At 43.5% G+C, this 25,507-nt stretch carries 20 protein-coding genes and 1 pseudogene; 12 read left to right on the top strand and 9 right to left on the bottom strand.

Annotated features, from left to right (window positions below; all coding sequences use genetic code 11):
• A pseudogene (locus L4D78_RS19385) lies at window positions 1-202 on the top strand (IS4 family transposase); the annotation flags it as partial.
• Window positions 203-254: 52 nt separating this feature from the next.
• On the opposite strand, the gene asd reads toward L4D78_RS19385, so the two are convergent.
• Window positions 255-1,370, bottom strand: a complete 1,116-nt coding sequence (gene asd, locus L4D78_RS19380; RefSeq protein ID WP_428468461.1) for an aspartate-semialdehyde dehydrogenase — start codon at window positions 1,368-1,370, stop codon at window positions 255-257.
• Between the two features lie 786 nt (window positions 1,371-2,156).
• Between asd and nhaC the strand changes: the two genes are divergently transcribed.
• The 4 genes from nhaC (at window position 2,157) to L4D78_RS19360 (ending at window position 6,502) form a co-directional block, all read left to right on the top strand.
• Window positions 2,157-3,599 carry a Na+/H+ antiporter NhaC gene (nhaC, locus tag L4D78_RS19375; RefSeq protein ID WP_428468460.1) on the top strand — a complete coding sequence of 481 codons (1,443 nt, stop codon included), beginning with the start codon at window positions 2,157-2,159 and terminating at the stop codon, window positions 3,597-3,599.
• A gap of 512 nt (window positions 3,600-4,111) precedes the next feature.
• Window positions 4,112-4,831, top strand: coding sequence for a nucleoside recognition domain-containing protein (locus tag L4D78_RS19370; protein ID WP_428468459.1), 720 nt, complete (start codon window positions 4,112-4,114; stop codon window positions 4,829-4,831).
• Entirely contained in the window at window positions 4,831-5,295 is a 465-nt protein-coding gene (locus L4D78_RS19365) for a YjiG family protein (RefSeq protein WP_428468458.1), read from the top strand. Before L4D78_RS19370 ends, L4D78_RS19365 begins: the two co-directional genes overlap by 1 nt.
• 85 nt (window positions 5,296-5,380) lie before the next feature.
• Window positions 5,381-6,502, top strand: a complete 1,122-nt coding sequence (locus L4D78_RS19360; RefSeq protein ID WP_428457295.1) for a M20 family metallopeptidase — start codon at window positions 5,381-5,383, stop codon at window positions 6,500-6,502.
• 30 nt (window positions 6,503-6,532) lie between these two features.
• Here the strand turns inward: L4D78_RS19360 and L4D78_RS19355 are convergent, their stop codons facing one another.
• A complete protein-coding gene (locus L4D78_RS19355; RefSeq protein WP_428468457.1) occupies window positions 6,533-6,706 on the bottom strand; it encodes a hypothetical protein in 174 nt (57 codons plus the stop codon).
• Window positions 6,707-7,010: 304 nt separating this feature from the next.
• Here L4D78_RS19355 and hcp point away from each other — a divergent pair, with 304 nt between their 5' ends.
• From hcp to fldA, 3 genes are all read left to right on the top strand, one after another.
• The gene (gene hcp / locus L4D78_RS19350; RefSeq protein WP_428468456.1) at window positions 7,011-8,360 is read left to right on the top strand and encodes a hydroxylamine reductase; all 1,350 of its coding nucleotides are present in this window, start codon (window positions 7,011-7,013) and stop codon (window positions 8,358-8,360) included.
• Window positions 8,361-8,527: 167 nt separating this feature from the next.
• The gene (gene nifJ / locus L4D78_RS19345; protein ID WP_428468455.1) at window positions 8,528-12,109 is read left to right on the top strand and encodes a pyruvate:ferredoxin (flavodoxin) oxidoreductase; all 3,582 of its coding nucleotides are present in this window, start codon (window positions 8,528-8,530) and stop codon (window positions 12,107-12,109) included.
• A 121-nt stretch (window positions 12,110-12,230) separates the two neighbouring features.
• The gene (fldA, locus tag L4D78_RS19340) at window positions 12,231-12,719 is read left to right on the top strand and encodes a flavodoxin FldA (RefSeq protein ID WP_428468454.1); all 489 of its coding nucleotides are present in this window, start codon (window positions 12,231-12,233) and stop codon (window positions 12,717-12,719) included.
• 85 nt (window positions 12,720-12,804) lie between these two features.
• Here fldA and L4D78_RS19335 read toward each other — a convergent pair whose 3' ends face one another.
• The 3 genes from L4D78_RS19335 to yejK form a co-directional block, all read right to left on the bottom strand.
• The gene (locus tag L4D78_RS19335; RefSeq protein WP_428468453.1) at window positions 12,805-13,179 is read right to left on the bottom strand and encodes a nitrous oxide-stimulated promoter family protein; all 375 of its coding nucleotides are present in this window, start codon (window positions 13,177-13,179) and stop codon (window positions 12,805-12,807) included.
• A 121-nt stretch (window positions 13,180-13,300) separates the two neighbouring features.
• On the bottom strand, window positions 13,301-14,458 hold the full coding sequence (locus L4D78_RS19330) for an Hpt domain-containing protein (protein WP_428468452.1): 1,158 nt from the start codon (window positions 14,456-14,458) through the stop codon (window positions 13,301-13,303).
• A 263-nt stretch (window positions 14,459-14,721) separates the two neighbouring features.
• A complete protein-coding gene (yejK, locus tag L4D78_RS19325; protein WP_428468451.1) occupies window positions 14,722-15,735 on the bottom strand; it encodes a nucleoid-associated protein YejK in 1,014 nt (337 codons plus the stop codon).
• A gap of 84 nt (window positions 15,736-15,819) precedes the next feature.
• Between yejK and L4D78_RS19320 the strand changes: the two genes are divergently transcribed.
• Both L4D78_RS19320 and L4D78_RS19315 read left to right on the top strand, forming a co-directional pair.
• On the top strand, window positions 15,820-16,038 hold the full coding sequence (locus tag L4D78_RS19320) for a YejL family protein (protein ID WP_428468450.1): 219 nt from the start codon (window positions 15,820-15,822) through the stop codon (window positions 16,036-16,038).
• Between the two features lie 46 nt (window positions 16,039-16,084).
• A complete protein-coding gene (locus L4D78_RS19315; RefSeq protein ID WP_428468449.1) occupies window positions 16,085-17,929 on the top strand; it encodes a DUF3413 domain-containing protein in 1,845 nt (614 codons plus the stop codon).
• Between the two features lie 150 nt (window positions 17,930-18,079).
• Here the strand turns inward: L4D78_RS19315 and L4D78_RS19310 are convergent, their stop codons facing one another.
• The gene (locus L4D78_RS19310) at window positions 18,080-18,355 is read right to left on the bottom strand and encodes a hypothetical protein (protein WP_428468448.1); all 276 of its coding nucleotides are present in this window, start codon (window positions 18,353-18,355) and stop codon (window positions 18,080-18,082) included.
• Between the two features lie 126 nt (window positions 18,356-18,481).
• Here L4D78_RS19310 and L4D78_RS19305 point away from each other — a divergent pair, with 126 nt between their 5' ends.
• Window positions 18,482-19,177, top strand: coding sequence for an SDR family oxidoreductase (locus tag L4D78_RS19305; protein ID WP_428468447.1), 696 nt, complete (start codon window positions 18,482-18,484; stop codon window positions 19,175-19,177).
• Window positions 19,178-19,437: 260 nt separating this feature from the next.
• Window positions 19,438-21,072 carry a GGDEF domain-containing protein gene (locus tag L4D78_RS19300; RefSeq protein WP_428468446.1) on the top strand — a complete coding sequence of 545 codons (1,635 nt, stop codon included), beginning with the start codon at window positions 19,438-19,440 and terminating at the stop codon, window positions 21,070-21,072.
• 25 nt (window positions 21,073-21,097) lie between these two features.
• Here the strand turns inward: L4D78_RS19300 and L4D78_RS19295 are convergent, their stop codons facing one another.
• The 3 genes from L4D78_RS19295 to mnmH all read right to left on the bottom strand — a co-directional run bounded on the left by L4D78_RS19295 (window position 21,098) and on the right by mnmH (window position 25,506).
• Entirely contained in the window at window positions 21,098-23,065 is a 1,968-nt protein-coding gene (locus tag L4D78_RS19295) for a DNA topoisomerase III (RefSeq protein ID WP_428468445.1), read from the bottom strand.
• A 162-nt stretch (window positions 23,066-23,227) separates the two neighbouring features.
• On the bottom strand, window positions 23,228-24,166 hold the full coding sequence (locus tag L4D78_RS19290) for a sulfotransferase (protein WP_428468444.1): 939 nt from the start codon (window positions 24,164-24,166) through the stop codon (window positions 23,228-23,230).
• A 248-nt stretch (window positions 24,167-24,414) separates the two neighbouring features.
• A complete protein-coding gene (gene mnmH / locus L4D78_RS19285) occupies window positions 24,415-25,506 on the bottom strand; it encodes a tRNA 2-selenouridine(34) synthase MnmH (protein WP_428468443.1) in 1,092 nt (363 codons plus the stop codon).
• Window position 25,507: the final 1 nt, after the last annotated feature.

The raw sequence follows: 25,507 nt of genomic DNA, 5'->3' as shown, positions 1-25,507 counted from the left end.
ATACCTGATACAGGATGAGTTTATCTGGTCTGATGGTCGTAGCCCAGGTGCGATCCCTAAAGCATTGAAAATGATGCGAGAGAATGGGAAACGGCTAATTCTTCCAAAGAAACGAAAGAGAAAGCCGTACCCTAGAGCGGTACTGAAAAAAGCAACTAAGTACCCAGCGAGAAGCCGAAATAGAGACGCCACTCGCTCTTAAGCGAATGGCGTTATGCATTAGCAGGCGTTTTCTTATCATCAGAAAGTAGAGGTTACTTTTCTGCCAAGATAATACGCAGCGTACGGCGTAAGGGCTCTGCTGCACCCCAAAGTAGCTGATCACCCACAGTAAAGGCATTCAGATATTCACCACCCATCGCCAGCTTACGCAAGCGACCAACAGGAACAGATAATGTACCCGTTACTTTCGTTGGGCTAAGCTCTTGCACAGTGATATCACGATCGTTCGGGATCACTTTTACCCAATCATTATGCGATGCGATGATCTGCTCGATTTCATCAAGCGGCACATCTTTCTTCAGTTTTAGCGTTAGTGCTTGGCTATGGCAGCGCATTGCACCGATACGAACGCATGTGCCATCAATTGGAATTGGCTGACCATCAAGACCTAGGATCTTGTTGGTTTCGACGGATGCTTTCCATTCTTCTTTGCTTTGACCATTTTCACGTTTAACGTCAATCCAAGGAATTAACGATCCCGCAAGCGGTGCGCCAAATTCGTTAGACGGAAAATCAGCAGAGCGCATAGCATCAGCGACTTTACGATCAATATCTAGAATCGACGTTGATGGATCAGCAAGTTCACTCGACACCGTATCGTTAATCACACCCATTTGGCTGATCAGCTCACGCATGTTCTTTGCACCAGCACCCGATGCGGCCTGATAAGTCTGTGATGTCATCCATTCAACCAAACCAGCTTGGTAAAGCCCACCCACAGCCATCAGCATTAAGCTGACAGTACAGTTACCGCCAGTAAATGTACTTACACCATTATGTAAGCCTTGCTTCATCTGGTCATAGTTCACAGGATCAAGCGAAATAATAGAATCGTCAGCCATACGCAACGTTGATGCAGCATCGATCCAATACCCTTTCCAACCAGCTTGACGCAATAGCGGATACACTTTTTCTGTGTAACTTCCGCCTTGGCAGGTCACAATCGCATCCAGTTTTTTCAGGCTATCGATATCAAAGGCATCTTGAAGATTACCAGCATCTTTACCAAAATTTGGCGCAGGAATACCCACCTGAGACGTTGAAAAGAAAACAGGTTCGATTACATCAAAATCGCCTTCTTCTACCATACGCTGCATAAGGACAGAACCAACCATCCCTCGCCATCCAACTAAGCCTACTTTCATCATGTGCACTACACTCCCTGTTTCTATTTATATCAGTATAACTATCGGCAACGGCTATACATTGAGCGTAAAGACGCTACTTATAGTTATCATGACAAACAGACCCCCATCTATAGTAATTTCGGCCTTGAAACACAAGTAGAATATGCAATAAACCTGTAAAAAAAGTCACTACTGTGTGAAATTTTCATCTGGAAAGTAAAGTTGACGTTTTTATTCGCTGGTATAAGCCACGCATCAACTCGGTAAATAAATGGGCTAGAAAGCAAACAACACCCGAATAAAAAGCAGACAGGTTGATAGAAAACGTTCAATTTAATGGCTTAGATCTATATTCATTAAATCTACAACACAAACTCCATTCCCATCATTTTTTGATATAACCACGACAAATTGATAATCTGCGAAATAGTCACTAAGCAAAACTTTAACCTAGCAAATAAGCCATAACACGAAGTTTTAGCCCAACAAATGGAGATATTTATAAATGGAAACAGATTTAACATACAGTCATAAAACAACCACCTCACAACTCATGAACGCTTGATATACAAAAACACAACAATAAAAGGTGTGTTTTATCCTTTTTTGAGCCTCTTATTGAATGAGTTCACAGAAAATCAAACTCTTTATCGCAGCGACATACACTATTCGATAGAGTGGCCACGATTTCATATTAGACCTCAATAATTGGCTTTCAAATCATAACAATTTCAATTTAGCCTCATCATTTATTAATAAAATCAGAGGCTTTTTAAATTTCAGGCTCGACGTTACAAGGTTATAAACATGAACACACAGACTGTAAAACTGCCTTCAATCACACAAGTAGTGATTGCTCTGGGTATTTTTCTTGCGCTGGCATTCTCTTTTACAGCGAAACTCGACTTACCCATCCAATTAGCTCTCTATATTGGCTGGTTCATCATCATGGCGTTGGGTATTAAGCTCGGCCACAACTACAAGTCACTCGAAAAAGCAGCAACCAATGGCATTTCCAATGGTCTTGGGGCTGTGCTCATCTTGCTTGCAGTTGGCGCGCTTGTGGGGACGTGGATTGCGGGTGGTATTGTACCAACCATCATTTATTATGGCCTGAAAGCCATCCACCCTTCGATATTCCTATTGGCAACCATGCTGATCTGTTCGCTAACAGCGCTTGCGACAGGTACATCTTGGGGTGCCGCGGGTACCGCAGGTATTGCAATGATGGGAATAGGTCAAGGCTTGGGGATCCCTGCGCCAATGACAGCTGGTGCGGTACTATCGGGCTGTTATTTCGGTGATAAAATGTCGCCATTATCTGACTCTGTGATCCTTGCTTCGTCGATGTCTAATGTCGAAATCGTGGAACACATTAAAGGCATGCTGCCAATAGCTCTGATCAGCTACATCATTACCGGTATTATGTTTACTGCTGTTGGTATCCACTACGCGGGTAATGTCGATATGTCGCAGGTTGAATCTGTGATTATCGCAATGGATCAGCAATTTGTTATTTCACCATTTTCTTTTGTTCCCGTTATAGTTGTTCTAGGGCTTCTGACGCTACGACTTCCGTCTTTCCCTGTTATCTCATTTGGCTCTCTACTTGGGATCATTTGGGCGGTAATGGTACAAGATATGGATCCTCTTGTTGCCTTTAATACGGCATGGGCACCCTTCTCAATTAGTTCTGGTGTGGACTTTATTGATGCCATCCTAAACCGCGGCGGTATGTCTTCAATGTTAGGCTCAGTGGCAGTGATTATTTTCGGCCTAGGCTTTGGTGGCCTACTTGATAAAGTCGGTGTATTACAGACCATTGCGAAGCTGTTTGAAAAGCGAGTTAACTCTGCTGGTAGCTTAACGGTTTCTACCATTGCGACCGCTTTTTTAGGTAACGTCTTCGGCTCAGCTATGTACGTATCACTCATACTGACGCCAAAGATTTGTGCAAAGAACTACGATCGCCTTGGCTACCAGCGTAAAAACCTATCTCGAAATGCAGAATTTGGCGGCACACTTACATCGGGTATGGTGCCATGGAGCGATAACGGTATCTATATGGCGAGTATTCTCGGTGTCGCCACGTTCTCTTACGCTCCGTTTATGTGGCTAAGCTTCGTTTGTATTATTGTCACCATTGTCTCTTCATATATGGGTTGGTTTGTTGACCGCTGTCCACCAACCGTTGAAGCTGACAATGAAGAAGAGCTGCCTGCAGTTACTCAACAACAAACTATCGTATAAACGGATCAATTTTTCTTGATCATTCTAGAGCACCTTCGGGTGCTCTTTTTGTACATGATGCAAATGCCCCCCATTGCTTGCCTATTTTATTTTCATAAATACATTAAATATGTAAATGAATATTAATGAGAGGTATAGTAGTAAGACCCTTTAAAACCCAGATAAATACATCAAAACCAACCTTCACTACAGTAAAAAAACGTTAAATACACCATTATTAACCAATTAATTAATAAAGAAAAAACATTTCATCATAAGTTTAAACATCACACCTATTCATTAATTTATATAAACAGACCATTAATATAGATCTAGATCACAATTAATAACGAATACTTCCATAGTATTACTTTTCAGTAGCACATATTGACCCCAATCAAATAATTCCTACCCTATTTAGAGAAAATAACTGCGTTTTCTTATTTTAAGTAGCAGAAACCTCTAACTTATTGTTAAAGGTTGTTACAAGTTACTTTTGCCAGTTTGGCTTTTTGATTCCTACGAGGTTATATATGAGCAATCCAGCAGTAAAAGACCAAAAGGTATCGATAGGTGCATACATTGCCCTAGCGTTCGCTTTTGTGTTCTTTTCCGGTTTACTACAGACGAATGAGTGGTACGGGGTTTTTGATTTTAACACCCTAAATGGTTCTTTCGGCACCATGGCAAATAATGTCACTGTTGCTGCTGAAGGCGCGATAGAAGTAACGCAAACCACAATGCGCGGTACAGGCGGTAGCGGTGCTCGTGACGGTTTCCTATTCGCATTAACACTTGTTCCAACTGTTATGTTTGCACTAGGTATGATCAACGTACTTGAGCACTTTGGTGCCCTAGATGCTGCACGTAAACTACTAACACCATTGCTACGCCCTCTTGTTGGCCTGCCTGGTGATACTGGCTTAGCTTTAATTGCCTCATTGCAGAACACCGACTCAGGTGCTTCTATGACTCGTCAGCTTCAAGAAGCTGGTCATATTAACCAGCGTGAAACCGACGTATTTGCGATGTTCCAGTTCTCTGCTGGTGCAACGATTGTTAACTTCTTCTCTTCTGGTGCCGTGCTATTCACATTGGCTTATGCCGATGGCACACCAGCAGTAACATCTTCTATCGGCCTTGCTGTTGTAATGATGTTCGTGATGAAAATTGTAGGCGCAAACATCTTCCGCTTCTACCTTGCAGCGACTGACAAGAAAAACAACGTAACTTCAGAGAAGGAGACCGCATAATGTCTCAAGCAACTAAAAAACCAATGATCACTGATATCTTCGTTGAAGGTGCAAAAAAAGGCTGGGCTATTTCAACAAGCTCAACCATTCCAAACGTAATGATGGCATTCGTGATCATCAAAGTACTTTCTCTGACTGGCGCACTTGATGCTATGGGCGTGTTGTTCTCACCAATTATGGGCGTTTTCGGCCTACCAGGTGAAGCTGCTGCTGTATTGATTGGCGCATGGATGTCAATGGGTGGTGCTGTCGGTGTTGTGATTACACTATTTGATAGCGGTATCCTAGACGGCAGCCACATCGCAATTCTAGCACCAGCTATCTACCTAATGGGTTCTCAGGTTCAGTACCTTGGCCGAATCCTTGGTGTTATCGGTACAGAAGGTCGACATATCCCTGTTATGGTTGGTATCTCTGTACTGAATGCCTTTGTTGCAATGTTCGTAATGAACATCCTGCTGTAATTCTTTTAAAGGGGAGCACCTTTGCTCCCCTTTTTATTCCTGTCGCTATTCCTACCCGAAAAACGGGTTTCTATCAGGAGCTACTATGAGTTTCTCACTACAAGATTACTTGGAAGAACTACGTCCGTTAATTGATGTTGACTGCGGTACCCTTACTAAAGAAGGCATCGAAGTTATTGCCAACCAGATGGAGAAAAAATACCTCGATCTAGGCTGGAACGTTAAGCGCATTGATTGCGGTATCGCAGGCACTGGCCTTGAAGTTCGTAACAAGCCTGAAGCTGAGTCGATTGATGTCATGCTAATTGGCCACATGGATACCGTATTCCCTGTTGGTACAGTCGCTGCTCGTCCAATGACGTTTGACGACAAACGTGCGTATGGCCCAGGTGTTTCTGATATGAAATCGGGTCTGCTAAACGTTGTTCACGTTATGCGTGAAATGGACAAAGAAACACTGGATAAGCTATCAATCTGTATTTGTATGAATCCAGATGAAGAGATTGGTTCTCTGCATTCAGAAAAATGGCTTAAGAGCGTTGCAGTCAATGCAAAAAATGTTTTGGTTGCTGAAGCAGCACGTGCTGATGGCTCTTTAGTTAAAGCTCGTAAAGGCATGGCACGTTACCGTCTAACGTTTGCAGGTAAAGCCGCTCACGCTGGTAATGAACCACAAAACGGCCGCAGTGCAATCACAGAAATGGCAAACTGGGTGTTAGCCATCAACAACCTTACCAATTTCGAGTCAGGTACTACCCTGAACGTCGGTGTGGTTAAAGGTGGCGCAGGCGCAAACATCGTTCCGGATCATGCAGAAGCCGTTATTGATGTTCGCTTCTGGGATAACGACGAATATGCTGATGCTGATGCGAAAATTCGTACACTTGCTGAAACACCATTTGTCGACGGCGTTGCAATTACTGTCGAGCGTGAAGCTCACAAACCATCAATGGTGCCTTCAGAGAAGACTGAAGCACTAATGGCGTTGGTTGAAGAATCAGGTAAAGAGCTAGGTATTGATATTACATGGCAAGAAGTTGGCGGTGGCTCTGATGCTAACCTAACAGCGGTACTTGGTATTCCAACACTTGATGGCCTTGGCCCTGCTGGCGCTGGTTTCCACAGCGCAGATGAATATCTTGAACTAGACACGATCGAACCTCGTATCCAGTTACTTAAGAAAGTTATCACTAAAATTGCTGGTTAATTACTTTCTCCAGATATGACAAAGGGCGCTCTAGCGCCCTTTTTTGTTTTCATCAGTACCTTGAATAACCGCACTGTAACTCTGATGTGCAGGCTTACTTGCTACATAGCGGCTAAGAAACCGTGCTCTAACAGCCTGAACATGCTGCCTTGATTCTACCAATACCATTGTACGAATACTTCTTTCTATTTTGCATACTTCCACCTTATTTCACCCCGAAAGTACTACTCAATAAAAAACGCGAGAAGCATAATTTATTAACCGTCTGCTTTTCAAGGATAAATGTTAAAAATAGCTTCTAAAGGCAAAACGGCCTACTAACAGACCACCTCGCTAGGCTCTTAATTTAGCTGGCCTTTTACGCATAAAGCTAAAATATAAAACATAAGATTCATTTTTAATGTATGTTTTATTTGTGAAAATGATCTTGATCAAGGAACTCATCAGCCAGGCGCCGTATCCTCCCCTTATAAGTTGCAATATAAATACACCTTTAAGGAATGCAATAATGTCGAACCTAGCAATGTTTTGTCACCAGTGCTCTATGGCTCAGAGCGGTGGTTGCGGTAGCACAGGAAAAACCCAAGGTACCTGTGGTAAAGATGAAAACCTATCTCGTCTACAAGATATTATGATCTTTGGCCTAAAGGGCCTATCAGCATATCGGACTCATGCCGATGATTTAGGCGCTGATACTAAATCAGTTGATGATGTCATTGCCGAAACACTGTACTTCACCCTAACGAATGTTAACTTCAGTTTTGACCAGCACATCGAGCAGCTAATGAAAATTGGTGGTGCTGGTAGTGAAATGATGTCTCGCCTTGGCGAGGCACATCATAACCGTCTTGGTGTACCGACACCGGTATGTGTTCCTCAGAACAAAGCTGAAGGTAAAGGTATTCTGGTTACAGGTCATGATCTTGAATTGCTTGAGCGCCTATTGATTGCAACAGAAGGCAAAGGCATCAATATCTACACCCACTCAGAGATGCTACCTGCTCACGGCTATCCAGAACTTCGTAAATATAGCCACCTGAAAGGTAATGTGGGTAAAGCTTGGTTCGACCAAAAGCAACTATTCCAAAAGTGGAATGGTACGATCATCGTAACAACTAACTGTATCGTACCGCCAACAGGCCGTGCAGATTACGCAGATCGCCTATACAGCTACGGGATTGTTGGCATCGACAACTGTCGACAACTTGAAGATGACTTCGCTCCACTTATCGAGCAGACATTGAGCCTACCTGATATTGAAGGTTTTGATAGCGAAGATACGTTGATGACGGGTCATAACTACAAAACGATTCTTGGGCTTGCACCTCAAATTCTTGAAGCGGTTAACGACGGTAAAATCAAGCAATTCTTCGTAGTGGCAGGTTGTGACAAACCAGGCAAGCCTAATGACTACTTCCGTGAATTAGCACTTTCAATCCCAGATGATTGCATCATCTTAACCTCATCATGCGGTAAGTTCCGTTTCAATGACCACGACTTCGGAACCATTCCTGGTACTGAAATCCCACGTTACCTCGACCTAGGCCAGTGTAATGACAGCTACGGTGCAGTCATGATCGCACTTGCCCTAAGCGATGCAATGGGCGTACCCGTTAATGATTTACCAGTGAATATTGTCCTGTCTTGGATGGAACAAAAAGCGGTTCTTATCTTGCTTGCTCTCTTCAACCTTGGAATCCAAAACATCTATCTTGGTCCAAATCCACCAGAATTTGTCAACGAAGATATCTTTGCCTTCTTGCAGCAGCAGTTCAATCTGCAGCTAACTGGCAATGCCAAGGAAGATCTAGAGAAAATGCTTAACCCTCAGCCTCAAATCGAGATGGTTGAAGCATAACGCCCAATTTTACAGGGCCTAATATGGGCTCTGTAAACCTACATAATTTGGGCCGGTTCTCTGCTACCCACTTAGGGCTGGCCCACCTATTAAAACAATAATAGAGCCTGACTATTCCTTGTAATAGATCAGCGCGTATTTGCAGTGCTTGTTCGCTGGAGCTCATTATGTCTAATGATTCGCAAAATTCCTCATCAACCCCCCGTAACATTTCATTTGCCACAATGGATGGCAATGAAGCAGCAGCCTCTATTGCTTATTGCTGTAACGAAGTGATAGGGATCTACCCAATTACGCCATCATCACCGATGTCTGAAGCGTGTGAAACTTGGGAGTCTCAAGGCAAAGCTAACTTATGGGGCCAAGTTCCACGTGTCATTGAGATGCAATCAGAAGGCGGGGCCGCTGGTGCGGTGCATGGTGCTTTAATGGCAGGGGCGATGGCAACGACATTTACTTCATCGCAAGGCTTACTGCTTAAAATTCCCAATATGTATAAGATTGCGGGTGAACTAACCCCCTTCGTTATGCATGTTGCCGCGCGAACGCTTGCCACCCATGCCCTATCGATCTTTGGTGATCATTCCGATGTAATGGCTGTACGCCAAACTGGATTTGCGATGCTAGCGGCAAATAGTGTTCAACAAGCACATGATTTTGCACTTATTAGCCAAGCTGCAACGCTCGAAAGCCGCATTCCGTTCGTCCACTTCTTTGATGGTTTCCGCACCTCGCATGAAATCAACAAAATTGCCCTGATTAGTGACGACACAATAAAAACCATGATCAACCAAAATCAGGTTGACGATTTTCATCAACGAGGTTTAACGCCTGATTCACCGAGCATTCGCGGTACGGCACAAAACCCAGATACGTTTTTCCAAGCACGCGAAGCGGCTAACCTCTATTATCAAGCCTGCCCTGATATTGTGGCAGCCAAGATGGAGCAATTTGCACAACTAACGGGCCGCGAATACAAACTGTTTGATTACTACGGTCATCCAGAAGCCACTGATGTTATTACCGTCATGGGCTCTGCCTCTGAAACCGTTCAACAAGCAGTAGATCATCAGTTGCAATTAGGCCGTAAGGTCGGGGTGGTAAGTGTTCACCTATACCGCCCATTTTCGCTTAAGCATTTCTTATCTGTACTGCCAGTCACAGTGGAACAATTGGCCGTACTCGATCGCACTAAAGAGCCGGGTGCCGTTGGTGAGCCGTTATACCTTGATGTGGCCACCACCCTGCAGCAAGCCTTTAACCAAAACCGCTTCCCACACTTACCTGCAGTCATCGGTGGACGGTATGGTTTATCTTCAAAAGAATTCAATCCATCACATGCCGTAAGCATTTTCGATGCGATGATTAAACGTAGCCTGCACCAATCATTTACCGTGGGTATCAATGACGACATTACACACCTATCGCTCCCAGAACCGACAACGGTAGATGTTGAGCCTAGCTCGCGTCTGCGCGCACTATTCTACGGGCTAGGCGCCGATGGCACCGTCAGTGCAAATAAAAACACCATCAAGATCATCGGCGAAGGTACGCAGCTGCATACCCAAGGCTATTTCGTTTATGATTCTAAAAAGTCAGGCGGAACAACAGTCTCTCACCTGCGCTTTGACGGTTCCCCTATTGAAGCACCTTATTTGATTGAGCAAGCTGAATTCATTGCCTGCCATCAATTTCAATTTGTGAACAAGCTGGAAATGTTTGAAAAGGCAACCCACCAAGCCACACTGCTTATTAACAGCCCTCATTCGGCTGATAGTGTATGGGAACATCTGCCACTGGAAGTTCAGCAAGTCATCATTGATAAACAGCTAAATCTCTATGTTATCGATGCAGTATCACTGGCGCGTGAGCTTGGGTTAAAAAACCGAATAAACACCATTATGCAGGCAGGTTTCTTTGCGCTAAGCGAACTCATGCCCTTTGACGATGCAATTAGCCAGCTCAAACTAGCGATAGAAAAAAGCTATAGCAAGCGCGGACCTGCAATTGTACAGGCAAACCATATCGCTGTTGATGCAACAATCGCACACTTAGCACAAGTGGCGATCCCTCCATCAGCCACCAGTATTTTCCGTCGCCCACCAGTGGTTAGCGAAAAAGCACCAGATCTGGTCAAGCGTGTTAGTGCCATGATGATGGCAGATAAAGGCGACCAACTGCCGGTTAGTGCCTTCCCTGTCGATGGCTGCTGGCCTACCGCAACAACCCAATGGGAAAAACGAAACATTGCGCAAGAAGTACCGGTATGGGAAGAAGATCTTTGTACCCAATGTAATATTTGTACCCTTGTATGCCCTCATGCTGCCATTCGAGCAAAAGCTGTTGCTCCCGAAGCATTAGAAAATGCACCACAAGGTTTCAAGCATACAGAATACAAACAGCGAGATTTCAAAGGACAGGCATATACCCTACAAGTTTCACCTATGGATTGTACCGGTTGTAACCTATGTACCACTGCGTGCCCAGCAAGTGATAAAAACAACCCTGAGCGTAAAGCTATAAATATGGCTCCCAAGCAAGGGGTTATTGAACAGCAGAGCGACAACTTTGACTTCTTCCTTGATCTGCCAGAGTTAGAACGTATCGATATCAAACGTATTGATGCTCGTACTAGTCAGTTGCTTCAACCGCTATTTGAATACTCAGGTGCATGTTCTGGCTGCGGTGAAACGTCGTATGTGAAATTGCTAACGCAACTGTTTGGTGATCGCTTGCTCATTGCCAACGCGACAGGCTGCTCTTCGATTTACGGCGGTAACCTACCAACAACGCCTTATGCCGTTGACCAACATGGCCGTGGTCCTGCTTGGGCAAATTCACTGTTTGAAGACAATGCCGAATTTGGCTTAGGGATGCGCTTAGCGCTCGATAGTAAACGTAATACAGCGTTGTCACTGCTTGAAACCGCGACCGATATATTGCCCCAAGCACTCATTGGACAAATCAAGCTAGATGCCTTTGATGGCAGTGAGTCTGCCGTAGTACGTCAACGTGAGAATATCGCACGCCTACGAGCAGAATTGCCTTACTCTCATCGCCAATTAGATAGTAAAGCGGATGATCTTGTTGCAAAAAGCAATTGGATTGTGGGTGGTGACGGTTGGGCTTACGACATCGGTTTTGGCGGCCTTGATCATGTTCTTGCAGGAGGCGATAACGTTAATGTTCTGGTTATGGATACACAAGGTTACTCCAATACTGGTGGTCAACAGTCAAAAGCAACACCGACAGGTGCCGTGGCAAAATTTGCGACTCAAGGAAAAGTCAGCAACGGGAAAGATTTGGCGTTAAATATGATGATGCATGGCAATGTCTATGTTGCCAAGATCGCACTCGGCGCCAATATGAACCAAACCATTAAGGCACTACAAGAGGCCGAAGCCTACCCTGGGCCGTCACTGGTTATCGCCTATTCACCTTGTATTACCCATGGCTTCGACATGGCTGAAGGTATAGAGCACCAACAGCTGTTGGTTGAAACCGGCTTGTGGCCATTATTCAGATTTGATCCTCGCCGGACAGAAAAAGGCCGTGCAGCCCTGAAAATGGACTCAAAAGCACCTAAGCGAGACGTCGAGGATTTGGTCAGTAAAGAAGCTCGATTCACTCAGATCTTACGCCGCGATCCAGAGCGATATGCACGTAACCTTGAACGTCTGCGTGACCAAGTTGCAACGAAGCACTTACTGCTTGAGCAGTTAGGTCAGTGGAAACCCGAGAAAAAATAGAATATCAAGCGTCACGGTAACGACCGCGACGCTTCAATCAATTCATACATATAACAGCTCAATTGGGATTTCGTTAAACGTCACACACTCCCAATTGACATGACAAGAGTTGGAGAAAAACATGGCTAACATTGGTATTTTTTTTGGTAGCGATACAGGTAACACAGAAACAGTCGCAGAACGCATTGCGGTTAAGCTTGGTGTCGAGTGCAACGACATTGCAGGCAACAGCCATGACATTTTTGATGACTATGACTTCCTGATTTTTGGCACGCCCACCGCTAATTATGGTGAGATGCAGCCTGATTGGGACTATTTCGTACCTGAAATGGAAGATGCCGATCTAAGCGGGAAGAAAGTCGCGATCTTTGGCTTAGGTGATCAAGTTGATTACCCTGATAGCTACCTTGACGCGATGGGAGATTTAGCCGATCTTGTTATCGAAGCAGGCGGTGAATTAGTGGGCGAATGGCCAACTGATGGTTATAACTTCAATGATTCCCGTGGGGTAAAAGAAGGCAAATTTGTTGGCTTGGCACTCGATGAAGATCGCCAGCCCGAACTGACCGATGATCGTATTGCGACATGGTTAAACAGCCTCGGACTGTAAACGACCATCAGCATTAAGTTCAATCGCAAAAAGACAAAGGCTGCATAATGCAGCCTTTTCTCTGTCTGAACAACATCACACTAAATTATTGTAGCGGTGTTGTTGAATCAACATTCGTTGAGCGACGAAGCATTCCAATTTTAAACTTAAACGCTTGAAGCGGTCGTCGCCATGTAAATTTAGGCTTTGCCCAACGCAATACGTGTTTTAAATGAAGCCGTTTAGCTGGCTGGTAGCACTGGGTCTGGCATTGCAAACAATTAGGTTTGTCGTTTCCCAAACGGCAACTGCCTATTCGACTCTCAACATAATTGATTAGCCCTTCGCATTCAGGGCAAACAATTGCTCCACGGTGCAGCGTTTTACAATAAAGTCGAATCATCGCTTTAGCTGTATCCAGTTCACGCTGCTGACGAACTGAATCTGTAGTTTGAACGGTCATAGTGGCGGTATTATCCACCGACAGCACATCCATCCATTGATTTAGATCAATTTAGGCTAATGAACAGTTCCGTCAGTACAATATTCAGCACCTAAACAGAGTAATAGATTGCTTTCCAAGCGTTAGAAAAGTATTCATTCTATGCGACAGTCGCTTCTGATAAATATTCCTTCGCACTTGTCACCGTTTCCGTTAAAACTTGATCAAGGCGAATACTTTCATCGAGTGTCACCGTTTGCTGCTGTTTCAGTTTCGTTTCGATATCAGTGGCCACCGAATTTAATACTGTGGCGCCTAAGCTACCAGAGACGCCTTTCAAACTATGAACTAATCGTAATGATTGCTCATCAATTTCACTCTGCTTAACCATATTTACAAATGAGTGACCATCACTCGCATGCTCTTCAATAAATATGTCCAGCAGCATCAACGCGGTTTCCTGATCCCCATCAAGCGAGTCAAGCAAGAAATTCACATCAATTTTAGCTGGTGCTTGCCGAGCATTCGTGTCTGATACTGGCTGATCTGCTTTTATCTGCGGTACGTCTTCTATCGTCGGTTGTGGCGGCTCAGAAACAAAAACCGGTGTTTCCTGCTCTGTGAGCTCTTCAATGACCACATCTTCGTTTTTATCAAGGCCGGTTGTATCACTCATCGCTTCAGATTGGCACAGTTCAAGACCTGCTGCGATTTCAAGTTCTACCTTTGCAATAATGACATTTAACTGCAGACAGTCTTCGTGTGTAATCTGACCACCTTGACGAGCAGAATGCTCGATATGCTCTGTAACAGCCCTTAGCTGCTGCGCACCTAAACTACCTGCGACCCCTTTTAGGCTATGCGCGATCAACTGAACCTTGGATAGATCACCTGTATCTAAGGCTCGTTTAAGCTTTTCACCATCATCAGCATGCTCTTCTAGGAAAATCTCCAAGAGCATCCCAACAGATTCATAGTCGTTATCCATACTGTCGAGAATATGTTGCATATCAAAAACCAATAAGGAATCAATATCATCAGTTTGTTCGGAATTTATGCCCGCATTCAATTCAGCGTCAATAGGAGTTGACTTAGGGGCTTTTGATATCGATTGTTGATCATCAACTTCTTTTGCTGGCTCGCCTTGGATAGAAGGTGCTTTCACCTGCCCCTGATTTTTTATCAAAATTCCAATACAACCGAGTGTCGCAATGCCTGAGGCTGCCGCGATAATATAACCAAGCTGCAGACCCATTATCGCACCAGAAAAAACACCGCCCGCAGTCACTATAGCCAGTAAAATTATTGATAATTTCATCAAACCTAACCTTTATGGTTGCCGAGTACATCCCTGCAACACCAATATGTATGATTATTATTCAACTGGATAACCTTAGTATTAGCTCCGGTATGAAAACAGAACCACTAACATCCAGAAATTTATACAAAACAACATAGATAACCTTAGACAATAAATTCATAAGGGGGCAAATATGAAACCAAAGAAAAAGGGCAATGCCGGTGGCATTGCCCTTAAACTTTCCAACGTCTTTTAGGACGAGGTAATCTTCAATCAATGGATTAGTTATCGCTGTTTAGTCGACGCAATAACTGATCTTTTAGGTTCGGCGGTATACCTTTCAACGTCAGCGTATCGCTCTCTGCATCATAAAAAATACGTTCGCCAAGCAACATGCTATCGAAATTAATGCTTACACCACCACCGGAGCCTACGAACTTCGTGAGCTTACGCATGGCAGTACGGTCAGCAGGAAAGCTTTCCTCCAGTTCATAACCTTGCTGTGATGTAAACTGATAAAAGTCCGTGCCATCGTTTGACTCTGGTAGCTCTGCCGCTAACTCTTTGACTGTGACTTCATCACCAGATTGTAATTGGCCATTGCAGTAGTCATACACTTGTTTGCGATATTGCTGCTTCTCTTCTTTCTCTAGACGCGAATCCGCACAAAAATCCTCAACGGCTTGCATAAGCACTTGGTTTTGCTCTTTTACATCCAAGCCAACTTCTGCCTGGAGGAAATCAAGGAAGAAGTCTGCAATTTTACGACCAACACGACCTTTAATGAATGTCAGGTAACGATTGGAATCACTATCTGTTTCCCATGACGACAAATCAATACGTGCCACAATATCCATTTTTCCGACATCAAGATAATCCGTCGCACTGATATCCAATTGCTCTGTCACCTTCATACTATGGCATGTCGGCAGCAAACCAATAAAAAGATAGTCCGTTGCTAGCGATTGATACTCAGCAATCACCAATGTACCTACATCAGCAAAGGGATATTTTGCTAGCTCTGAATGCAATCGCTGTACCGATTGGTTAGAAAATGTAAGAAAATCTAACTCACCAGTACGTACTTGCTTCAACCAATGGCTAAATTCGCTCTCTTCTGCGAAGTGACCAAACCCTTTCGCCCCTTTACTGCTATACACACGATGCAGTTCTGCAACCAAATCTTCTGTTGAAGAGTTATTTTCAAGTGTTTGTTTTCTTAGGTGAACTTCTAGTTCATCTGATTCGTTTTTTGTCAATTGGTGAAGAATGACATTCGAAAGTGTAAGACTCATAATGGAAAAGTTTCAGTAAATCTAAAGTGTAGGTTATTATAAGTCGCTTTCTTCAACATTAAACAAGATTAAACAAGACTTCCTATGCCTATTACTTCAAAATACAGCAATAACAAAGTTGAACAGATCATTGACGATGTGTTCGATGTACTAGAGAAGCATGATGCTTCAGCAGAGCTTGCTCTGATGATCGTTGGCAACATTGCGACAAATATCATCAATGCAGATATGCCTGCTTCGCAAAGGAAAGCCATTGCAGATAAGTTTTCAAAAGCGCTGCAATCCTCAATCAAAGAAGATTAATCTTGCTTGCGTTATAGCAATATAAGACTGGGAAACACTGACATTTATGGTCTCCAGCGGTAACAATTACAAAGACAAAGTCTCCCAGCTAATTAGCTGGGGGCATTGGTTCAGCTTTTTCAATATTATTGCGGCCATGTTATTGGGTACGCGATACATTGTGCATTCTGAATGGCCCGAGAGCTTGCTTGGTCAACTGTACCTTGCCTTTAGTTGGGTTGGGCACTTTGGGTTTCTTGTTTTTGGCTTTTATATTCTAATTCTTTTTCCTGCGAGTTTTCTGATCCCCTCACAGCGCTTAATGCGATTTTTTGCGGTATTGGTGGGCACCATTGGGTTAACAACATTATTGTTAGATACCCATGCCTATGAATCGCTGGATCTCCACTTAAGCCCATTAGTTTGGGATTTATTACTGAGTGGTGAAAGAACAGAACTAAATGCTCGCTGGCAATATCTGTTTGTTACCGTCCCGGTTATCTTCCTGTTACAGCTCGTGCTGTCAGAATGGCTATGGCGCAAATTAAGAAAATTGACCCGAAAACATGTTGGCGTGCCTATCGCCATTGTTTTCGGTGTCTGCTTCATCAGCAGCCACCTTATTTATATTTGGGCTGATGCCAACCTATATCGCCCAGTTACTGTCCAGCGCTCTAATTTTCCATTGTCTTACCCGTTGACGGCTAAGTCATTTATGGAAAAACATGGCCTACTTGATCGCAAAGAATATACCGAACGTCTAAATGCCCAAGGCGTTGAGGACAGCGAGAGTATTCGCTATCCATTAGAAAAACTCAGCTTCCGTGATCCGGGAACACAGCAAAATATCTTAGTCTTAATGATTGATGGCCTTCGCAGTGACATGGTGCAACCTGAGGTTATGCCGTACCTTTCCGCTTTTGCGAATCAAAACCTGCATTTCACCAATCATTACAGCAGCGGTAACGATGATTCATCAGGTATTTTTGGCTTGTTTTATGGGTTACCAAACAATTATTACAACAGTATTCGCTCATCAAGTATTCCACCGATCCTAATGAGTACGCTAGAACAGCGCGGCTACCAGTTTGGACTGTTCAGTGGTAGCAACTTAAGCGATACCGTTTATACCGACGCCGTTTTTAGCGGCCAAGATTTACCGACAGAACCGGCTAATAACGACGATCCAACAGCGATTGCTGACTGGTCTGCTTGGTTGAATGAGCAATCAGAAGATGCACCATGGTTTAGCTACATTGAGCTCACCTCTGTTGAAAACTTTGAAGAAAGTGGCGATTATGAGCCTATTTTTGAACCATCGTTAGGGTCAAAAAGTGTAAAAGGGAAAGATACCAATACTCTTTTCAAAAATAGCTATAAAAATGCGGCTTACTATATTGATGAGCAATTAATTACCATTTTTGACCAACTCGTTGCCGAGAATACAATGGACAATACCATTGTTATTATCACCGCAAACCATGGTACAGAGTTTAACGAAACAGGCTCAAATAGCTGGGGGGCAAACTCCAATTACAGTCAGTACCAATTAAAAGTCCCAATGATCATTTATTGGCCTGATAGCGTCGCTTCATTGACCGATCGGCAAACCAGCCATTTTGACCTTGTCCCCACTATCATGGAATCGGTGCTAAGCGTCACGACGCCCACATCGGCGTACAGTAGCGGCACAAACTTATTCAAAGTCAATCCAAAACGCCGCTGGCTATTGGCAGGGAACAATGATGATATCGTGATGATCCAGCCAGAAGCGACAACAGTCGTTGATAAATATGGTAACTACAGCGTTTATGATCAGAACTACCAACCATTGGATACAACCAAGCCTAAGCTTTCAACGTTGATGCAGGCTATGCACGAAATTAAACGCTTCTACCAGCCTCAAAAGTAGATGCTAAGCAACATTAAAAAGCCCGTGTAACTATTTAATGAATAGTTACACGGGCTTTTTAATGCAACTCAACTATCTATCAACAATGATTATCGGGTTAACCCGCTAGAGTGACAAAGCGTTCTTTAGGTTGATTAGACTGGTATCACGTTAGTAATAATCCTGATTATTCGCAAAGCATTGCTCAAACCCATCAGACCAACCATTTGCATATCGAACATCAATCTCAATTCTTTCAGGATCACGTCGAAACCCTTCTTGATGAGTGCGTGCTTCTTGCTTTCGACTGCTACAGCCATCTTGATAGCCGTCAAGATAATTTCGAGTAAAACCCAGCTCAGCCAGTTTTTCGTGGCGACTATCAGCACATCCAACAATGGCACTGCCTACGACTATCGATGCAAATATTATTGGTACTATGTGCATAGTCTTCCTTAAACCAATATGAAAGATTACACCTATAATCTAGTGTTCCTCACCAAATATACCTGTCTTAGTTTCGATACATCCGCTATTTTTATACACAAATTACCCTTTTATGAAGAAGACGATATGAGTAAATCTGTCCTTATTACTGGTGCAAACCGAGGTATTGGTTTGGCTCTTACTGAGCTTTACCTTACAAACGGTTGGATCGTGTATGCTAGCTGCCGTGACATCACACAAGCCAATGAATTAACCCAACTTCAACACCTTCATACACATTTAACCGTTCTCGAACTTGATGTCACAGACCATGATGGCATTCAGCAACTCAGCCACTCACTCCACACAATTAGTCTTGATTTATTAATTAATAACGCGGGATATTACGGACCTAAAGGCTACGGGTTTGGGCATACTGATGCCGAGGAGTGGCGGAAGGTATTTGAAATCAATACCATTGCCCCATTGAAGTTAGTTGAAGCCTTCTACCCACAATTAAAAGCTGGTAAGCCGAGTGTGATTGCTTGTTTATCTTCGAAGGTTGGCAGCATGGCTGAAAATACCAGCGGCGGTGGGTATATTTATCGCTCATCGAAAGCCGCACTCAACTCTGTTGTTAAAAGTCTTTCCAACGATCTTCAACCAGAAGGCATCGTTAGTGTCGCACTTCACCCTGGCTGGGTCCAAACTGAGATGGGCGGACCAAATGCACTGGTTGATACCCACATTTCTGCAAAAGGTATCAAGCAAGTTATAGATAATTTAACCGAAGCAGATTCAGGGTTATTCATCGACTATCAAGGTAACTATCTACCTTGGTAATGACCACTAACTATTCTGATCGCTTCTTACGTACATAATCAACCTCTCCTCACTTTGCTTCTTCGATCATTGTTCCCCGAAGAAGCATTTACCTCAGTTCAAAATAAGCAATCGATATGATATGAACCTGAATAACGTGTGCCATATCTCCCAAACTTACTAATTAGTATGCATATAAATTACGATCTGTGTCATCACAATCATTTTAATTTTATAAATCCGTAACAATAGTAATAAATAATAAAAAGGATACTCGAACGTTGGCTCAACACGAAGATCTAGACCGTTTCTTTCAACGCATACTCACTCAATGGGGAAAGGCGCATGGCCTACGTACTATTTGTGAGCTGACTTGCCGAAACCTCTTTTTAAGCTTTGGTGCAAAAAAAGCCCAACTTGTTGTTGCTTATAAATCACGCTGGAAAACACTGTTAGAAATGAAAGCCGATGGCATCCATTATCAGTTTCCACCATTGGAAATCCCAAAAGACAACACGATCCCTTTTTATCAAATAACAAAAGCTATACGACAACGCCATACTCAAGTCATTGAGCTCGACACTGTCAGACGATTTCTGTTACCGATAGAACGCCGCTCAACCGTCATTGGCTGTTTGGTTTTTGATCTCCCAAGAAACGAGAATAACGACAAGTTAGACAGTAATCATTTCTTTCCCCTATCGACACTGATTGCGTCTGAACTTGATTCCTATTTAATTAATGCCAGTATCCAAGATGAGCATTCCGGCCGACGCAGCGCTGAGCGTGAACTAAAGATCAGCATTGATGAACAGCATAATCTGCAACAACAGCTACAAGCTCTTCACGACATTTCATTTAAATTATGGCGAGCCAATTCTGTTGACGATATGATGTTTATCGCTGTTGATGAAGCAAAAAAGAACTTAAAAATAGACCGAGTAGCCATTTTCATCTTTCAAGACAATAAGCGGATGAGAGGTACTTATGGTACTGACATTCATGGAAATACGGTTGATGAACATTATTTCGAATCAGCGATCCCTAATGATTGGTTCGCAACTGAAACGTTAAAGAATAAAGAGTACTTTTCTGTTCAAAAAAACACACCACTCTATCATGATTTTAAGCAAGTCGGCTTTGGCTGGAACGGTTACATTTCTCTCTGGGATGAAGATACCCCTATCGGATGGATTGCTTGCGACAACCTCTTAAGCGGTATGCCATTACATGAAAACCATTACCAGCTACTTAAGCAATTTGGTTTCATCGTTTCACAGCATTATGTCCGTAGACAAGCGGAAGAAAAATTAAGAAAGCTCAATGCTGAACTTGAGGCTAGAGTCAATAAACGGACTGAAGAGCTGCAACAAGCAAATGAAAAGCTTGAAAAAATATCAAGATTAGATCCACTAACATGTATTGATAACCGCCGGGTGTTTGATGAACAATTTGCTGAGGAATGGCGTCGAGCAGAGCGACATCAATTACCATTATCTTTACTGATCATTGATGTCGATCACTTCAAATTGTATAACGATACTTACGGGCATGCGGCTGGCGATCAATGCTTAAAAGCAATTGCCCAGTGCCTTGTCAACTTGGAAAGGCGAGCTGGTGCACTATTTGCCCGCTATGGTGGCGAAGAGTTTGTTTTATTACTGCCAGGGCAGGATCACAGTGCGGCTCGCTACGCCGCTAAACGAGTAATACACGCCATCCAAGCACTTCAAATCCCCCGTACGAATGGGGCTGAGAGTGCACCAAACATTGTCACTATTAGTGTAGGAGGAGGAACGATTATTCCATCTTCCTATCGCTCTCCGGATCATTTTTTTGAACAAACCGATCTGGCGTTATATGAAGCTAAATCACTAGGAAGAAACCAGTATTTCATGAATAAAAATAACACCTAATACGTATTTCCTCGTGATAAATCCGCTACTTTTTCTTTGCAGCACGAGAGCGGCTTTGACTTGTCGTATTTTTATTCGACCCACCTTTCGTATAACGACGTTTTTTACCTTTAAATGGTTCTGGCGACTTTAGATCTCGTAAACTTTGTGGCACATCGCTATGTTTCACCTTTTCCATAAGGCTGACTACCTGTTGTTCAAGGGTATCCATAAAAGGTTTGTACGCACATTTTTTATCTGCCATATCTTGCAACTGGTGCTCCCAGTGCGCCGTCATATCTGGATAAGTGGCTTCATCTGGCAATGCGTAAATCAATCCTTTCCCTGCTTCTGTCGCATGGATACTTTTCCCTTGCCTCATCAGCAACTGACGTTTGAATAACAAATCCAAAATGCCCGCCCTTGTTGCCTCTGTGCCTAATCCATCGGTATCGCGCAAAATTTTCTTTAATGAACTATCAGAAACAAAACGCGCGATCCCCGTCATAGCCTGTAGTAACGTAGCTTCCGTAAAGGCTTTTGGTGGCTCCGTCATCTTGTCTTTTATCTCACCCTCTTTGCAGGTCAATACTGTACCTTTCTCGAGTGGGGGGACTTTATCCGCTAAATCAGTCTCGTTGACAGAATCATCACGGCCGAGTAATTGACGCCAGCCTGCCGACATTAATTGTCTACCTTTGGCAATAAATAACCCACCAGCAATGGTGAACTCTAACTTCGCCTCGCTATATACCGCCGAAGGGTAAAACTGCATTAAGTACTGCCGGGCAATCAGTTGATAAACCTTCTGCTCACTACTGTTTAATGCATTCGCACTGATCGATTTAGGTGTTGGAATAATTGCATGGTGAGCATCGACTTTTTTATCATTCCAAGCTTTCGACTTAAGTGACGTATTTGCACCATTAACAGCTTGGCTCAAACTCCCCTCATTATTCGCAATGGCCTGGCACACATCACCAGCTTGCTTGAAATGATCAACTGGTAAATACCGAGAGTCAGAACGAGGGTAAGTGATCACTTTATGCTTTTCGTAAAGAGACTGACAGTTTGCCAGTACATCGGCAGCACTCATGCCATAGCGCTTAGCGGCATCTATCTGCAGCGCAGAAAGAGAATAGGGTAACGGTGCTGATTGCTTGGTTTCTTTGCGCTCTGAGGTGGTCACTTCCGCGGGTTGCCCTTTAATGCGACTAGCAACATTCTCACACAGCTTACGATTAAGAATGCGTCCGTCTTCATCCATCCATGGCTGACAGGCTTCACTTGGCTTCCAACGCGCTCTAATCGACATATCCTGATAGGGGATCAGTGCGAATAACTCATGAAATGGCTTGGGTACAAAATTGGCAATTTCATCATCACGCCGTGCGACCAAGCCCAAGACAGGTGTTTGCACCCGCCCAACAGATAATACCCCGCGATAGCCCCCTTTTTGTCCAAGCAAAGTATAAGCGCGAGTCATATTCATACCGTAAAGCCAATCTGCTCGTGAGCGCGCCAGCGCAGACACCGACAGTGGTATAAAGTCACGGTTACTGCGCATTTTACTGAGTGCCCGCTTCACCGCTGCAGGGTTTAAATCGGAGATCAGCAACCGCTGCATCTTAGCTTTTTTACCTTGCGCCAGCTTAACGTAATCTATTACCTCATCAACAAGCAGCTGCCCTTCTCTATCAGGATCACCGGCATGTACAACATCACTTGCTTGCTTACAAAGCTTCCGAACCACTGCCAATTGCTGCTTGGCCGATTTTCTCGGTGAGAGCTGCCATTGCTCAGGCACAATCGGTAAATCTGCCAAATTCCATTTTTTGTACTTTTCGTCATAGGCATCAGGTTCAACCTGCTCAAGCAAGTGCCCAATACACCAAGTGACAATATCGCCATTTCCGACCTCGATGTAGCCATTTTGATTTTTGTGAGGGCGAGGTAGCACCGCCGCGATTGCGCGGCCAAGGCTTGGTTTTTCAGCAATATAAAGACATGTCATGGGGCAAGATCTATTAATCAAACAGTGATTTCATTAACTTGAACTATATGAGAAAACAATCAAGAGAACAAGAAATACTGGATATAGATACAGTTAATAATGTGACTACGCTAAGTTGAAAATTTTACCTCGCGTAATCACAGAAGCAGGAATCAAGTGCCACTAGGAGGTTTTAAGGATCAATTTTTTTTCTTTGACTAAAAATTTAATTGTTTTAGGTGCAACCCGAATACACCATGTTAGATCCAAGCAGCGTTGGATCACCCTTTCCTTAAACGAAAATTGCGGGCAATCCTCAATATACTTCATTTCATATAGGCTCTTTCCTGCGACCCAATCAAACCTTCTACGTTTAGATTGACTCCAACTTGCAAATCGCTCAAGGGGTTTAAAGTCTTCATTCATCGGCACTGCAGACCAGTTGACTTCGGCTTGAGAGTTTTTCACTTCCGATGAGCCTGATATCTTCAGGGACTTTACATCATTGATACTAACACTACCTTCTTCGACCCCGATAAAGTTAAACATTTGGTTAATTTGCTCGCCGGTATTGGTCAATAGATCCTCATATTTCACGAGCATAATTTTATCTTGGAATTCAGGATTGTTATTTATAAATGTTGAAATACGGCTTACAGATACCTGCCAGTCAAAAGCTGCTTTTTCAAAGTCCCAATCAAACGACTTCTCACCTGATTCGACCACAGATCGCCCGTCTCGCATAATGATAAATAAATGTGAGTCAGGGAAAAGTTTAAAAAAATGATTAATATTTTTTGTTGAGGGCGTTTTTGTGACGATGACTGAGTCATGTGGCAAGTCGGCATTTTCATGAGCGCTGGAAAGAAACCCCTTTAAACCATTACCTATATGCCTCAATATATTATCTGAGGTTAATACTTTATTTTCCTTATCCCATTTTGGATTCCAATAACGCTCAATTTTTTTTGAAAAACGATAAAGAGCCCCTGACTGACTAACGATAAAGTCTTCATTTATCGGTGCACTGTTTTCACATTGCTCATGCAACGTCAGCACATTCGATAGATAATTTGTTCCAGATCTTGGCATAACGCCGAGTAAAAAGCATATCCTTGCCATAAGCACTCCAATTTAAAATGACTTATCTACGCCCTAATAAACATAGCAGCTCTTAAACCTCTTATGCTGTAAAAACGTTCGATGTATATCAAAATTAGTTTGCTAAGTGGGTTATATGATAGTTATTGTTTTATATGATGATTTATTATCACTCTGCCTACGGGAAGGGACACCACCTCCTTAAGCGATGGAGGTGGATTTAACGTAGTTGTAAGCTGCTGGGTATAACTAACAGTTATCCCCGACTGTTAGTTACGGCTTTCCAGCCAATCTTTAACGTCGTTATATTGACCTCGGAAGACAATGCGATCCGCCTTCTTGCCAAGTTGGTAGCTATACATCGGATCGTAATAGTACTCGAGTAGCATTTTTAACCAGTCGTAGTGGCTATCTAATGCACCTGTAGACTGCATAACCTGTACTGCATTTTTTTGTATCAGGAGTAACTCTTCATACCGTTGGAAACCGAGGCGCTTACGAATGCTGAACATCCCTTTTTCAAGGTATTCAGTAAACATTAACCAGCCGTTTTCCTCACCGTATTGTGCAACAAAATCACCCTGCATTCTTACGACATAATCATCTAAAAGCCGCTCAAGACGTCTATCTAACGGGTCATCGACAATGGCGATTGGTGCTTGCTGCATCGCTTGGTTAATGGATAACGGAACGCTGACCGAGCCAATGATTCTGCCTTCATCTTCAAAAACAAGGTGGTCATGTCCTGCCGCTTGTTTTTTGAGCATATCAATCGCTAAAATATTCTCGAAATCAATCTGTGTCCGCTGCGGGGTTACATAGCGCCCAAATGAAGAACCACGGTGATTAGCCGCCCCTTCTAAATCGATACCATTTGTTACTTCATTAACCATGATCGTTTTGCCACAACCGGTATTACCACCAATCAGTGTCATTGGTTTTGTTGCGACGGTATCGACCGTGTCAATTAAGAAACGGCGGAGGGCCTTATATCCGCCCACGATCATCGGATAATCAATACCTGCTTCTTTCAGCCATTGCTGCGTAATACGCGAACGTAAACCGCCACGGAAACAATATAAGTAGCCCTGTGGGTTTGCTTCGCAGAACGCTTTCCAGCGCGCAACACGCTCAGCCTTAACAGTGCCATGGACCAATTCGTGCCCTAAAGCAATCGCGGCTTCTTGTCCTTGCTGTTTATAACAAGTACCGACGGCCTTTCGCTCGCTATCTAGCATTAAAGGCTGGTTTTCCGAGGTAGGAAATGCACCTTGAATAAATTCAATTGGGGCTCGCATATCCATTAATGGTGTTCCATTAACAAACAAATGCTTAAAGTCTTCACTGTTTGGACGGGACATG

The organism is Photobacterium minamisatsumaniensis (assembly GCF_050336695.1).
GTDB classification, from domain to species: Bacteria; Pseudomonadota; Gammaproteobacteria; order Enterobacterales; family Vibrionaceae; genus Photobacterium; species Photobacterium minamisatsumaniensis.
This window is presented reverse-complemented; position numbering and strand designations above follow the sequence as displayed.